Origin of the sequence: Vibrio sp. Isolate22, assembly GCF_022398115.1 — a bacterium.
Taxonomy (GTDB): Bacteria; Pseudomonadota; Gammaproteobacteria; order Enterobacterales; family Vibrionaceae; genus Vibrio.
Genome location: NZ_JAKEUW010000050.1, coordinates 13,326 through 26,369 on the forward strand (window position 1 = coordinate 13,326; position 13,044 = coordinate 26,369).

A 13,044-nucleotide genomic window follows, 5' to 3' on the forward strand; every position below is an offset into this window, starting at 1 on the left:
TAGATTACGCTTCTTGGCGTGATAGCTTAACTTCTTCTTCCTTCTCGCCCGCTGCAGGGTCGTTGAAGCGAGACTCATCAAGAGCACCTTCAGACTTAGCAACGATGATAGATACGGCACTATCACCTGTGATGTTTACAGCGGTACGGATCATGTCTAGAAGACGGTCAACCCCCATGATTAGAGCGATACCTTCTAGCGGTAGGCCGACTTGGTTCAATACCATCGCTAGCATAACCAGACCAACACCAGGAACACCTGCAGTGCCTACAGACGCCAATGTCGCTGTTAGGATAACCATTAGGTAATCGCCCATAGTAAGGTCGATGTTGTATGCTTGTGCGATAAACGCAGTCGCAACACCTTGCATGATTGCAGTACCGTCCATGTTCACTGTAGCACCTAGTGGTACAGTGAATGAAGCAACTTTGTTGTCTACACCCATACGGTTCTTAGCCGTTTCCATTGTTACAGGAATCGTTGCGTTCGAAGATGCTGTTGAGAATGCAAACATGATTGCATCTTCCATCTTGCGTAGGAACGTAATAGGGCTAAGACCAGTGAATCCTTTAAGCATCGCGCTGTAAGTCACCAAACCGTGTAGTAGTAGAGTACCTGCAAGCACTAAGAAGTATTCTGCTAGGTTCCAAATTGCCCCCAAGCCTAAACCAGAGAACAGCTTAGCCATCAAGAAGAACACGCCGTAAGGAGCAAGGTTCATCAGTAGAGCGACAAGCTTCATGATGACTTCGTTTAGGTCTGCAAATACAGCAGCAATGCGCTCACCCGGTTTACCAGCAGCACTAATTGCGATACCGAATAACACAGCAAACACGATTACTTGTAGTGTCTTGCCCTCAGCCATCGCCTGAATAGGGTTGGTTGGGAACATGTCGATGATTACTTGGCCAAGAGAAGGGGCATCCGCTGATTTAAAAGAGCTCGCAGCAGTCAGATCCGCACCAGCACCAGGTTGGAACAGGTTTCCGATCGTCAATGCTAGAGTGATAGCAACGGCTGTAGTACCGATATAAAGTGCAAGCGTTTTGCCACCCATACGGCCAAGAGTTGATAAGTCTTTCAGGGAACTTGTACCGCACACTAGTGAAACGAAGACTAGAGGGACAACAAGCATTTTTAAACTGGCGACAAAAATTTGTCCACCTACTTCAAAGAGTCCGTTAACGATGTAGTTGTTAACAAATCCACTTTCTGCAAAAAGGGATTGAATGGCAAATCCCGTTAATATACCTACGACCATACCAAGAATTACTCGGCCAGTCAGAGACATAGGTTTTTTGGTATTCATTTAGAACACTCCTTATTATTTATAACTTTGATACCTTTTCAAAGTGAGCAGGAGATTAGCAGTCGGTTAATCAAATCGAAAAACAAAAAATGAGTTTGGAATTATAGATGTGATCAGAATCACTGATAATTGTGTAAATTAAACAAATTTAAATAAAATAATTCACTGTTAATTAACATTTATCGAGGCTTTTATACATAAAAATGCGAAATCAAAGCTAATAAATAAGAGAAGATAAAATTTTTATCGTTTTTTGATTGTTAGATTGAGTGAGCAAATAACGCTGTTTAGAAATTTTTAACGGTGGTGGCAGGGAGCCCGAACAAAAACACTTCTAAGTATCTGTATTGAATCAGGTTCTGTTACATCTAATGAATAACGCTTACCAAGACCTTTACAAAACTTTACGAATGCAAAGAATGTAAATTTAATGCAAATGGTAATAGTTATCACTTATATTCTCTCGCGAAAAGATTCAGTGGTACCGGTAACGGTTCAGCGAGCACATCAAATAAATAACCATAGTGCTCGTACAAAAAGAATAAAAGCGGAGTAAAGGACATGTTTTCAAAGAGCCCATTGGCTTTAGTGATCGGCGCAGTATTAGCTTCACCAGCAGTATTGGCAGAAACAGCAAAAACAGACGAGCACATGGTTGTTGAAGGTCGTGACTACGGTTACAAAGCCGACACGAATACAACAGCAATGCGCATGGAGGCGACTCAATTAGAGACTCCGGGGCAAGTTTCAGTAATCGATGAACAAATCATTGATGAGCAGCGTGCATCAACTCTAGGTGAAGTTCTAAAGAACGATGCATCTATTTCTGCGGGCTCAAAATCTACCAACCGTGAACGCTTCAACCTACGTGGTTTCGCGCTAGATAGTGGTTCAAGCTACCTACGTGACGGTGTTCAACATTGGTCTCATTACCGTCAACCTGTCGAGCTTTTAGAGCGTGTAGAAGTGTTGAAAGGACCTGCTGGCCTACTTTATGGTGAATCTACACCTGGTGGCTTAGTAAACATGGTTTCTAAAAAGCCGACTTACGAGACACAAGTGTCTGTTAGCCAAGATATTGGTTCAGATAACTACACTCGTACAGTTGCAGATGTGAGCGGCTCTTTAAACGAAGCTCAAACGTTGAGAGCGCGAGCTATCGTCTCTCAAGAAAATCAAGATTCCTACCGTACGCGCTTTGATGGTACAGACGTAGAAACTGACCGTTTTGTTGGTGGCTTATTTGTCGATTACGATATTAGTGATGATGTAATGCTATCTCTGCACTATGACCGTACTCAAGAGTTAGGTGATCTAGATAATGGCTCAGAGATTGACACTGCAACTGGTAAAGTGATTGATCCAAATACAGTAACTGATCAACGTTTTGCACAAACAGACAATGACGTAGCGAACTACGGTGCTGCTATTACAGCTAACCTAAATGAAACATGGTCAGTTAAAACTGGTATCAGCCGTCAGTTCTATGAGCGTCAACGTACTGAATCTGATAGCGGTGTAGATTCGCAAAAAGATAAAAATGGCAACATTACTGGCTACGGTTACAAAGTATCTGACCGTCACGATGAATGGACTTTCGATACTGCTTACGTAGATTTTACCGGTGACTTTGATGCGTTTGGCGTTAACCACCGAATGCTAATTGGTGCAAACGGTCTACATTACGACTACAAGCAGCTTTACTCTTCTGATTATGCATGTTCAAGCGCTACTGAAGCGGAAGCGGTAACAGCTTGTGGCAACGGTTTTGATATGCCTTCTGATATCAGCTATCACAATGATGATGCGCTATCTCACTCAGAAAGTAAGCATTATGGCTTCTACCTACAAGATTTAGTAACGTTCAATGAGCAATGGCAAGTTCTTGCAGGTGCACGTTTTGCGTACGACAAAACTATTAGCAGTAAAGGTACAGAAGAGAGCTTTAACAATGTTCTTCCTAAGCTAGGTGTAATTTACTCACCTGTATCGAATGGTTCGATCTACACAGTATATTCAGAAAGCTTTGAACCAGTTGGTGAAATTACTGACCAAGACGATGTTAACTTCGGTCAATCACAAGACGCTAAGAAAGGCACTTTGTATGAAGTTGGTACAAAGTGGGAATTGTTTGATGAGCGCCTATTTGTATCTGGTGCAGTGTTCCAAATTACTCAATCAAACATTCAAGTGACAGAAGACGTAGATCCTAACGCTAATAACGGCAAAGAGACACGTACTTCTCAAGTTGGAGAACAGGTTCACACCGGTGTTGAACTATCAGCAACTGGCTACCTAACTAATGCGTTGTCTCTAAGTGCATCTACTATGTTCCTAGACGCTGAATACAAAAACGATCCTGCATTAGAAGGTAAGACTCCGGCAGACGTGCCAGAGTTCACAGCAAGCATCTGGTCTACTTATGCATTTAACAACGGTACCGATGTAAACCTAGGTGTATACCACGTAGGTGAGCGTTACACAGAAAGCGCTAACACATTTAAGAAAGACGCATATACTCGTGTAGATATGGGCATTGCACATACTATCAAATATGACGAGAACTTAGATTTTGTTGCTCGCTTCAATGTAGAGAACTTATTCGATACAGATTACCTTGAAGGTGGTAGCACAAGCGGTGTAGTTGTGGGCGAAGGTCGTAACTACATGGCCACTTTACAGGTAAAATACTAATTTGTTAGTAGGGTACTATTCGTAGCCTAAATATGAAGGGGGAAGTTTCGGCTTTCCCCTTTCGTGATTCTGCTATTTAGTAAAAATATCCCTAGTAATGCGAGTGACTTTTAATGATAATGAGACTGCTTATCAATAAAATTCATTTGAACTTCTTCTATAGTAAATGACTACAATTATGAATCTTTTAAAAACTAGCCTAGCGCTTGCCATCAGTGTGGTAGCAACGTCTTCTATGGCCAATAGCTTGGATCAAGCTCAATCAATTCAAAACAAGACCAATAACGCATCTGCTTCGAGCCAAAAGGTTATTGATAAAAGCTCACAAGCAACTCTAATGCTGCAAGCTGAAATTGAGCGTCTTCAAGAAGAAGTCAAAAACTTAGAAATCTATCATGACCACCTTGCTGCTCTGGTTGAAAGCCAAAATCAAGAAGCTGAGAGCATTGAAGGGCAGATCGAAGAAATTAAATACACACGCCAAGGTGTCGTGCCTTTGATGTATCAAATGATCGATGGCCTGCAACAGCTGGTAGAAAAAGATGTGCCGATTAAGAAAGAGCAGCGTCTAGAGAGAGTGGAAAAGCTTCAAGCAATGATGACTCGTGCTGACGTAAGTGATGCTGAGAAATATCGTCGTATTCTAGAGGCGTACCAAATTGAGATGGATTACGGCATTAAGCTGGGTGCATACCAAGGTCGCGTAAAACTGGCGAGCGATAAAACGATTGAAGCAGACGTACTGCACTTAGGACGTATCTCTTTAGTTGCTCGTAACTTAAATGGCAGCCAATACTGGGCTTGGAATCAAACAGCAGCTCAATGGCAAGAAGTTGATTCTTCGATGAAGTCTGAGCTCGATAAAGCGTACGATATTGCTAGCCAACAAGCGGCTCCAAGCTTGATTACTTTACCTGTTTCTCTAACTGTTGCGGAGGTTAAGTAATGAACTTAAAGCCATTAGCAGCATTGCTTTGCATCACGTCTATTTCCTTTTCTGCTTTCTCTGCTTCTGATTCTACGGCTCAGTTAGTTAACAAAGCGAAGTCAGAAAATCGCACTCAAGCTTCTCACAATGTGGTCCGTGAAGCTGATTTTAAAAAGACTGAACAAGAACTGAAAGCAATCAAAGCGCAACTCGAAGCGAAACGTTCATCAGTTCAAAACGCAACAGACGTTCTTACTAAAACGTTTAGCGATAACGAAAATAAGTTGGCTCGTTTAGAAGAAAAGCTGCGCTTAGAAACAGGTAGCCTTGGTGAGCTATTTGGTGTGGTTCGTCAAAACGCGAAAGAACTGGGCGCAGAGCTTAGCTCAACAGTAAACAGTGTCGATCGCGCTGAGCATACAGCGACCGTTGAACAAATTATCGATGCGAAATCATTACCTTCAATGCCACAACTTTCTGGCTTGTGGATGAGTATGGTAGAGCAGATTCAAGCGAGCTCTGAGCTTAGCAAATCTCAAATTGCTTTCATTAATGGTGAAGGTAATACACAAAATGTTGATGCTTATCGCCTAGGCTCGATTGGCCTAGTGACAAATCAAGGTTACGTTAGCTGGAACACTCAGCGTAAAGACGCAATCGCATACCTTAAACAGCCAGAAAATGGTCCAACGCTAACATCACTTTCTTCACTGGCAAATGGTGAAGTAGCGAATGTTGTTGTCGATCCTTCACGTGGATTCATGTTGGAGCAGTTGGCGCTAACACCTAGCCTATCTGATCGCCTTCAAGCGGGTGGTGTAGTTGGTAAAGTGATTCTTGGTCTACTGGCTATTGGTTTAATTATCGCCTTGGTTCGTGGCGTCTCTCTATCGATTGCTCGTCAGAAAATTCGTGCGCAGCTTAAGAACCCTGAGCAAGCGGGTGACAACCCATTAGGTCGCGTTCTTGCCGTGTACAACAAAGAGCAAAACCAAACGGTTGAAGCGTTAGAGCTACGTCTATTAGAAGCGGTTGTTGATGAGCAAACTCATTTAGAGAAAGGTCTATCAATGCTTAAGCTATTGGCAGCGCTAGCACCAATGTTAGGTCTTCTTGGTACAGTAACGGGTATGATCGAAACGTTCCAGGTGATCACACAGTTTGGTAATGGCGACCCGAAAGTAATGGCAGGCGGTATTTCGATGGCGCTTGTAACAACCGTACTTGGTCTTGTTGCTGCAATGCCTCTTCTACTGGCACACAATATTCTTAGCACTCAAGCAGAAAACATTCGCAATATTCTTGAGAAGCAAGGTATTGGTCTTGTTGCTGAGCAGGCTGAAAAGACAACTGAATCGAGCGCTGTTGTGTCACCAGTTGGGACCGCTACGTAATGGATATTTTGTCGGGTTCTCTATTACCAGCGAGTTGGTTAACGAGTGACTGGCTGCTGTCTTTATCAAGCTTTATGGAGCAGGGCGGTTTCGTCCTGTGGTGGCTAGCGGCTGTTGTCCTAGTGTATTGGGTGCTTGTGGTAGAGCGCGTGTTATATCTCGCGTTCTACTTTCCTAAGCAACGCCAAGCTTGGATAGCAAAGTGGCATGAAAGAGAAGAACACGCCTCTTGGCATGCCAAGGCCATTCGTGAAGGTTGGTTAGGTCAGGCCAGTATCTTGCTTAACCAAAACTTGAATTTTATCAAGCTATTAGTGGCTATCTGTCCGATGTTGGGCTTGTTGGGTACCGTTACCGGTATGATCTCTGTTTTTGATGTCATGGCGACACAAGGCAGCAGTGATCCTAAATTGATGGCTTCAGGCATTTCGTTGGCAACACTGCCAACCATGGCAGGCATGGTAGCAGCCTTAGCGGGTATGTTCGTACACGCTAGATTAGCCAAAGTGTGCAACCGCTTAGAATTGAAATTAGAAAAATCTTTAAGGAGTCAACGATGAGACTCGGTCGACGTCATTCTAAAAACGAAGAGGCTCAAATAGACCTAACTTCGATGCTTGATATCGTATTTATCATGCTTATTTTCTTTATTGTGACCAGTTCATTTGTTCGTGAATCGGGGGTTGAGGTTAACCGCCCGCAAGCTTCTAACGTAGTAAGCCAAAAGGATGCGGGCATCTTTGTTGCGATTACTTCTGCTAACGATATCTTTATTGATAAACGTGTCGTTGATGTTGAACGCGTTCAAGCGATGATAGAACATTTATTACTAGAACAACCTGATGCTTCTTTGGTTATTCAAGCTGATGAACACGCATACAATGGTACTGTTGTAAAAGTGATGGATGCAGCTAAAGGTGCGGGTGTTAAAAACATTGCGCTTGCTGCTGATAAGCGATGATCTTGGAGGATCTTTATAAATGATTCGCCTACTTCTTGCTTTACCGCTAGCGGGGGCACTGGGCTTAGCACTGTTTTCTTTCATGGCTTGGATGGTCGACAATGGTCACCAACGTTCACCAGATGAGAGTGAGACGCTAAGTTTCAACATGGTGATGGTGGAACAGGAACAAGAAGTTCAAAGAAGACAACGTGCTGTCCCTGAAAAACCAGAAATGCCAGAGCCGCCACCGGAAGCGCAGACGTCTCAGTCACAAGCTGAAGTAACGCCTCTGAACTCGATGTCTTCATTACCTTCATTGGATTTGAATACATCAATTGATGGTTTAGCGATTAATGCACCAACATTTTCTGACTTTGGATCAAACCAACAGGCGATGCCACTGTATCGAGTTGAACCACGTTATCCAGCGAAAGCACTTAAACGTGGTGCTGAAGGCTTCGTTATCATGTCGTTTACGATTGATGAAACGGGGCGTCCTGTTGATATTAAAGTTACTGATGCAAATCCGCGTCGTATGTTTGAACGTGAAGCGATGAGAGCACTTAAAAACTGGAAGTACCAACCAAAAGTTGTCGATGGAAAAGCGATAGCTCAAGTTGGTCAGACAGTGAAACTAGAGTTTAAGTTGGCAAAATGATGAAACAGATATGGATATTAGTGGGCTTATTGTTATTGCCTTTCATAACGCAAGCACAAGAGCTGTCTCAATATACTGCTATTCGTGTTCAAAAAGCACATAACCTTGCTCAAGAAGAAAAGGTAAAGCAGGCGATAGATGTTCTGGCTAATTTAGAGTTATCTAAAGGCTACGACAAAGCTTATGTGGCTCGTATGTTGGGTGTTTTCTACTGGCAAGACGGTAAAACGGATGCCGCTATTAAGCAGCTGACGTACGCGGTCGACACTAACTTGCTTGTGGATGAGCAAGCATGGGTGACCAAACGCATGCTTGCTGATCTTCTGTTAAATGATCAGCAGTTCACAAATGCGCTTCCACATTACTATGAGCTAGTAAAAACGGCGCCAGAGACAGAAAAGAAAGATGTGCTTTGGATGCGAATTGCACAAGCGGAATACCAAATCGAAAACTGGTCAAAAGTACTGGTAGCCATCGGTAATCACGATAAGTTCAATTCTAAACCACAGCTATCGCCTCTATCGCTAAAACTGGGTGCACAGCTTCAGTTAAAGCAGTGGAAGCAATCTATTCCAACGTTGGAGAGTCTTATCGAACTTCAACCTGAGAAAGATAATTGGTGGCGTCAGCTTGTTGGTATTCAGCTACGGTTAGAGCGCAGTAAAGACGCCCTGAATACATTGGCGTTAGCAGATCTACACGGTGTTGAGTTGAAAAACTCGGACCGTAGACTTCTTGCGCAGTTGTACGCGAAACGAGGCATTCCTGAGCGCGCTGCTCAAGAGATCGCTAAGCTAGATGATGCGAACAGCGATGTTAAGCTTTTGGCTGAGCAAGCTACATACTGGCAGCTAGCGAAAGAGTGGGACAACGCGATTGATGTTTGGACATTAGCATCTAAAAAGGACAGTCAATACCATTGGAACGTGGCTCAGTTGCTTGTTCAACAAGGATACTACGACAGAGCGCTAGTTGTTTTAGATAAAGTGAAAGACAAAAACAAACAAGCCGATGTAGCATTAGCGAAAGTACGTTCATGGTACAAGCTCAAGAATCTGGACAACGCACTAGCTCAAGCGAAACGCGCTGATAACATTGAACCTTCCTCCGAAGCGAAAGGTTGGATTAAGTTTTTGACTCAACTAAGAACGGTCAGCGACAACGGAAATGCCTGATAGCTTATAACTAAAGAAAAATTAACAAAGGTGTCATTTGATTGTTCAAATGACACCTTTTTTGTTTTATAGGCTACGTGATAAGCAATAGAGCTAAAAAGTAGAGGGATGTATTATGGGCTGCACATCGTCCCGCTTGGTGAGCCACTTTCAATTACTCCACTCGCATTAACCACCCAGTTAATGGTGCAGTCTGTAAATGGGTTTTTAAACGCATGCAAGGTGTAACCACTGTCTTGTGCATTTTGGGTCTCAACCCAAGCATAGTTTCGGCACTCCCAAAAACTGATAGGACGTGAGCGTTCTGTTAGATATCGTTCCTGTACATCAGTTATGTTTGAGCCAATGTATTGTTGGATGTGTTCTTCCGTACTGGCTATCTGACTTGAACATGCTGCAGTTAGCGCAGCCAAAGCCAATATGATAATACGCATTACTTAATTCCTTTTAGCTTGATCGTTCCGTTCAAAAACGTCCTAAACTTTTATCCTTTAAAGCCACAGCAGCCATCAAAACATACATCACTCACTAGGTTGAAATATAAGAGCGAGGTTTCTGTCTTTGAGCAGACTGCGTGATTAATGCTGCTGTGTACACGTTAGCAAGAATATGCATCCAGTTCGATTATATCGTGTGTAATGTTATGTAAATTTCCCAGCGTGTCTCGGAAAACGTAAACAATGTAAATTGAATGCCAATACGAATGATTATCAACTAAATTGTCGCCATAAAATTTATAGGTAATGGTTTGTATGTCGTTAAAAAGTAGGGCAGTTCAGTCATGGGCTCGTCGACTTCATGTTTATATTTCTATGGCGCTCCTGTTCGTTGTTCTTTTTTTCTCAGTGACTGGTATCACCCTGAATCGACCTGATCTATTTGAATCAAGCCAGCCAAATATCCAACGCTCTACACTGACACTTCCTGCGAGCTTGTTCACCATTCAAGATGGTCGATTGAAAGCTGATCAAACGGCTTTCGAAACGTTTCTGTTTGAAGAAGCGAACTTGTATGGCGTTCCCTCAGGTTTAGACATTTACGCAGAGATCGAAGACGGTGAGCTGCTCCTTGGCGAAGTGTCTATGGACTTCAAAGGCCCTGGTTATAACGCTTCCGTTTTCGTTGACGTGACGTCTGAAATTGTCGAAGTCGAAACCACTAATTACGGTGTTATCGCACTGCTGAATGACCTTCATAAAGGGCGTAACAGTGGTGAGGTATGGAAGTGGTTTATCGATATCACGGCACTATTGATGATCTTCTTTGTGCTTACTGGCGTCTGCTTACTGTTACCTAAGAAAAAGACACTCAATACCTCCATCAAATGGACGGTTTTTGGGTCTGCAATCTCATTGGTTATCTATTTTGTCGCCGTGCCTTAATTATCAGATTCGTATTGAAGAGTGAATTTAGGGTTAAACGGATTTAAAAGGTTGTTAAACATGAAAAAAATGAACTGGAGTAAAGCGCTGCTTGCTTTATCTCTTTTCCCAAGCCTTGGTATGGCACAAGCGATCCCTGAATCGGCAAAGCTGGATGTGAGTTTTGAACTTCCAAAAATTGATACCTCAATGTATGCACGCCCTTATGTGGCGGTGTGGGTAGAGAACAGCGAAAGAAAGCCTGTCAAAACGGTCGAGCTTTGGGTTGGTAAAGACGAGTGGCTTAAAGACCTGCGTAGCTGGTGGAGAAAAGTTGGCCGTTACGATCGTGAATTGGTTGATGCGGTGACGTCTGCGACACGTCCTGCGGGTCAATACCGTTTTGTTTGGGATGGTAAGAGCGACAGCGGTGAAACGCTTGAACAAGGTGAGTATACGGTTCATATCGAAGTGGTTCGTGAACATGGTGGTCGTAACTACCTACGCCAAAAAGTATCTCTTACAGATTCAAACGCATCTTATGAATTAAAAGCAACAGAAGAGACGGGTGAAATCACCTTGAACTACATCGCTAAATAGTAAGTGCGAATAGTAACTAGTAAGTACGAACTAAAACCAAGCTGAACAGAATAGACAGTGGTCATCGTAGGCTCAGATAGAGCGACACGGCTAACAATTATAAATAATGGAATTGAACATGATGAAACAAACAAAAATTAAGGCGCTTGCACTAGCGGGTGTTATGGCATTTGGCTTAGCAGCAACGACAACAGCACAAGCTCACCCACGTTGGATCCTGCCATCTCACTTCACTGTATCTAAAGAAGGTGGTGATTGGCTAACGTTCGACGTAACTGCGTCTCACGGTACGTTTGTGTTTGATAAGCCTGCTGGTAGCGAAAATGCTCATGTCATCATGCCAGATGGCCGCAGTGAGCGCCCTAACTTTGTGATTCGTGGTAAGCGTCGTTCAATCTTCGACTTCTACTTCGAAGAAGAAGGTACGCACAAAGTGGCTATCAACAACTATCCGTCATACTACACACAGTACAAAGCGGGTCGTCGTGACACCGTGAAGTGGGTTAAAGCAAACAAAGCTGAGCGTGATTCAGTACTGCCAGAAAAGGCGCGTGACGTGGTAACACAAATCAGCTTCACACGTGCTGAAAGCTACATCACAGTAGGTAAGCCATCAGATTCAGTTTTTAAAATTGAAGGCAAGCTACTTGAAATGAAGCCTATTACACACCCTTCAGACATCATCGAAGGTGAACCAGTAACATTCCAGTTCTTCTACAACGGTGAAGTTCAGAAAGGTGTTACAGCGGAAATCACTCGTGAAGGCACACTTTACCGTAACCACCAAGAGCAGATTGACGTGGTGAGCGATGAGAATGGTGAAATCACGTTTATTCCAGACGTAGCGGGTCGTTACCTAATGAAGGCGAACTACAAAGGTGAGTTGATTGACAACCCACTGGCAGACAAAGCGAGTGCCAACGTTCACTTAACGTTCGAAGCTCTACTTCAATAATTTGTGATATTGGGGGCTAGCCTCCCGATTAAACAACCAAAAAACTTAAGGGCTCATTTGAGCCCTTTATCGCTCAGTTTATGGCTGAGAATTTGCACAGTGGCTAGGGTACAAACCATGACAATAAAAACAAAACTGAACGCTTTAATAACGCCTTGCTTAGCATTGGGACTTGGTTTCGCGGCATTACCTGCACAAGCACACTTCCCATTGATGAGTTGCTGGTTTGAAGGTAAAACCGTCGCTTGTGAAGCGGGTTACTCTGATGGCAGCAAGGCGATTGATTATGCGGTTGAGATGTACGACTACGAAGACAATTTGATTGCAAAAGAGATGACTGATAGGCGATCTATCGTTGAGTTCCCACATCCAGATACCGAGTTTTACCTGGTGTTCGATTCTGGCCACGAATTTCCTGTTGAAGTTGATGTCGTAGAGATCAGCGAAAAATGATGATTCAAAGCGTACGTGCCGATACTGGTGGTAGAGAGGGGAAATGGGTTGGATTGATCATTGTATTTATCCTTTGCTTTGCAACCGTCGCGATCCCATTTCATCAGGCGGAATCTCACGTGAATGCCGCACTTGATCATCAAGTTCTAGTAACGGATGTAGAACAAGAAAACTTGGCGATGCTGTCAGAGCTGCGTTTGGCTCATGAAGAAATTCGTGACTTGCGTCTGGACTCAGATGGCGAATGGCCAAGTGTTATGTCACTTAAAGATGAATGGGTTGCGCCATTTGTAGAAGACCAGAGTTGGAAGCGCAAAGGGTCTCATGCTTGGCTACTGGACGAGCGCGGTTACTATTTTTCCACACCAAATGAACTTGGCTTTGCGGATTCTTTTATTTTGAACGCGAACAGCGTTTCTCCTGAAATCTGGATTTTCTTTGGTGGTATAGCAAAGCAGCCTAGTGCTTTTGACGAGCACACACTTGAATCTGAAGGCTGGAAAATGGTTGTGAATGAATCAGAAGTTGAACAGCATCATGCAAGCGATGCTCACTAATAAATAAGAGATTTACT

Annotated in this window: 14 protein-coding genes; 12 read left to right on the forward strand and 2 right to left on the reverse strand. The window is 43.3% G+C overall.

The window, feature by feature from the left end; all coding sequences use genetic code 11:
* Positions 1 to 4 precede the first annotated feature (4 nt).
* On the reverse strand, positions 5 to 1,309 hold the full coding sequence (locus L1D55_RS21025; protein WP_008219735.1) for a dicarboxylate/amino acid:cation symporter: 1,305 nt from the start codon (positions 1,307 to 1,309) through the stop codon (positions 5 to 7).
* Positions 1,310 to 1,870: 561 nt separating this feature from the next.
* Here L1D55_RS21025 and L1D55_RS21030 point away from each other — a divergent pair.
* The 7 genes from L1D55_RS21030 (at position 1,871) to L1D55_RS21060 (ending at position 9,101) form a co-directional block, all read left to right on the forward strand.
* Entirely contained in the window at positions 1,871 to 4,003 is a 2,133-nt protein-coding gene (locus L1D55_RS21030) for a TonB-dependent siderophore receptor (protein WP_239918709.1), read from the forward strand.
* 178 nt (positions 4,004 to 4,181) lie between these two features.
* Entirely contained in the window at positions 4,182 to 4,949 is a 768-nt protein-coding gene (locus tag L1D55_RS21035) for a DUF3450 domain-containing protein (RefSeq protein ID WP_239918710.1), read from the forward strand.
* A complete protein-coding gene (locus tag L1D55_RS21040; RefSeq protein WP_239918711.1) occupies positions 4,949 to 6,325 on the forward strand; it encodes a MotA/TolQ/ExbB proton channel family protein in 1,377 nt (458 codons plus the stop codon). Before L1D55_RS21035 ends, L1D55_RS21040 begins: the two co-directional genes overlap by 1 nt.
* A complete protein-coding gene (locus L1D55_RS21045; protein ID WP_239918712.1) occupies positions 6,325 to 6,885 on the forward strand; it encodes a MotA/TolQ/ExbB proton channel family protein in 561 nt (186 codons plus the stop codon). The genes L1D55_RS21040 and L1D55_RS21045 overlap by 1 nt, the downstream gene beginning before the upstream one ends.
* Complete coding sequence (locus L1D55_RS21050) at positions 6,882 to 7,286, forward strand: biopolymer transporter ExbD (RefSeq protein ID WP_239918713.1); 405 nt, start codon at positions 6,882 to 6,884, stop codon at positions 7,284 to 7,286. Before L1D55_RS21045 ends, L1D55_RS21050 begins: the two co-directional genes overlap by 4 nt.
* Before the next feature lie 19 nt (positions 7,287 to 7,305).
* Positions 7,306 to 7,926 (forward strand): energy transducer TonB, encoded by a 621-nt coding sequence (locus L1D55_RS21055; RefSeq protein WP_239918714.1) that lies wholly within the window; start codon positions 7,306 to 7,308, stop codon positions 7,924 to 7,926.
* Positions 7,923 to 9,101 carry a hypothetical protein gene (locus L1D55_RS21060; RefSeq protein ID WP_239918715.1) on the forward strand — a complete coding sequence of 393 codons (1,179 nt, stop codon included), beginning with the start codon at positions 7,923 to 7,925 and terminating at the stop codon, positions 9,099 to 9,101. Before L1D55_RS21055 ends, L1D55_RS21060 begins: the two co-directional genes overlap by 4 nt.
* A 113-nt stretch (positions 9,102 to 9,214) precedes the next feature.
* Here the strand turns inward: L1D55_RS21060 and L1D55_RS21065 are convergent, their stop codons facing one another.
* The gene (locus L1D55_RS21065) at positions 9,215 to 9,535 is read right to left on the reverse strand and encodes a hypothetical protein (protein ID WP_239918716.1); all 321 of its coding nucleotides are present in this window, start codon (positions 9,533 to 9,535) and stop codon (positions 9,215 to 9,217) included.
* 318 nt (positions 9,536 to 9,853) lie between these two features.
* Here L1D55_RS21065 and L1D55_RS21070 point away from each other — a divergent pair, with 318 nt between their 5' ends.
* The 5 genes from L1D55_RS21070 to L1D55_RS21090 all read left to right on the forward strand — a co-directional run bounded on the left by L1D55_RS21070 (position 9,854) and on the right by L1D55_RS21090 (position 13,027).
* Positions 9,854 to 10,483 (forward strand): PepSY-associated TM helix domain-containing protein, encoded by a 630-nt coding sequence (locus L1D55_RS21070; RefSeq protein ID WP_239918717.1) that lies wholly within the window; start codon positions 9,854 to 9,856, stop codon positions 10,481 to 10,483.
* A 60-nt stretch (positions 10,484 to 10,543) separates the two neighbouring features.
* Complete coding sequence (locus tag L1D55_RS21075) at positions 10,544 to 11,062, forward strand: DUF2271 domain-containing protein (RefSeq protein ID WP_239918718.1); 519 nt, start codon at positions 10,544 to 10,546, stop codon at positions 11,060 to 11,062.
* Positions 11,063 to 11,180: 118 nt separating this feature from the next.
* Entirely contained in the window at positions 11,181 to 12,017 is an 837-nt protein-coding gene (locus L1D55_RS21080) for a DUF4198 domain-containing protein (RefSeq protein WP_239918719.1), read from the forward strand.
* Positions 12,018 to 12,134: 117 nt separating this feature from the next.
* Positions 12,135 to 12,470 (forward strand): hypothetical protein, encoded by a 336-nt coding sequence (locus L1D55_RS21085; RefSeq protein ID WP_239918720.1) that lies wholly within the window; start codon positions 12,135 to 12,137, stop codon positions 12,468 to 12,470.
* Complete coding sequence (locus tag L1D55_RS21090; RefSeq protein WP_239918721.1) at positions 12,467 to 13,027, forward strand: hypothetical protein; 561 nt, start codon at positions 12,467 to 12,469, stop codon at positions 13,025 to 13,027. The genes L1D55_RS21085 and L1D55_RS21090 overlap by 4 nt, the downstream gene beginning before the upstream one ends.
* Positions 13,028 to 13,044: the final 17 nt, after the last annotated feature.

Excerpts from the sequence above, each read along its gene's own strand:
- L1D55_RS21025 (WP_008219735.1), bottom strand. The coding sequence starts at position 1,309 with ATGAATACCAAAAAACCTATGTCTCTGACTGGCCGAGTAATTCTTGGT.
- L1D55_RS21030 (WP_239918709.1), top strand. The coding sequence starts at position 1,871 with ATGTTTTCAAAGAGCCCATTGGCTTTAGTGATCGGCGCAGTATTAGCT.
- L1D55_RS21035 (WP_239918710.1), top strand. The coding sequence starts at position 4,182 with ATGAATCTTTTAAAAACTAGCCTAGCGCTTGCCATCAGTGTGGTAGCA.
- L1D55_RS21040 (WP_239918711.1), top strand. The coding sequence starts at position 4,949 with ATGAACTTAAAGCCATTAGCAGCATTGCTTTGCATCACGTCTATTTCC.
- L1D55_RS21045 (WP_239918712.1), top strand. The coding sequence starts at position 6,325 with ATGGATATTTTGTCGGGTTCTCTATTACCAGCGAGTTGGTTAACGAGT.
- L1D55_RS21050 (WP_239918713.1), top strand. The coding sequence starts at position 6,882 with ATGAGACTCGGTCGACGTCATTCTAAAAACGAAGAGGCTCAAATAGAC.
- L1D55_RS21055 (WP_239918714.1), top strand. The coding sequence starts at position 7,306 with ATGATTCGCCTACTTCTTGCTTTACCGCTAGCGGGGGCACTGGGCTTA.
- L1D55_RS21060 (WP_239918715.1), top strand. The coding sequence starts at position 7,923 with ATGATGAAACAGATATGGATATTAGTGGGCTTATTGTTATTGCCTTTC.
- L1D55_RS21065 (WP_239918716.1), bottom strand. The coding sequence starts at position 9,535 with ATGCGTATTATCATATTGGCTTTGGCTGCGCTAACTGCAGCATGTTCA.
- L1D55_RS21070 (WP_239918717.1), top strand. The coding sequence starts at position 9,854 with ATGTCGTTAAAAAGTAGGGCAGTTCAGTCATGGGCTCGTCGACTTCAT.
- L1D55_RS21075 (WP_239918718.1), top strand. The coding sequence starts at position 10,544 with ATGAAAAAAATGAACTGGAGTAAAGCGCTGCTTGCTTTATCTCTTTTC.
- L1D55_RS21080 (WP_239918719.1), top strand. The coding sequence starts at position 11,181 with ATGATGAAACAAACAAAAATTAAGGCGCTTGCACTAGCGGGTGTTATG.
- L1D55_RS21085 (WP_239918720.1), top strand. The coding sequence starts at position 12,135 with ATGACAATAAAAACAAAACTGAACGCTTTAATAACGCCTTGCTTAGCA.
- L1D55_RS21090 (WP_239918721.1), top strand. The coding sequence starts at position 12,467 with ATGATGATTCAAAGCGTACGTGCCGATACTGGTGGTAGAGAGGGGAAA.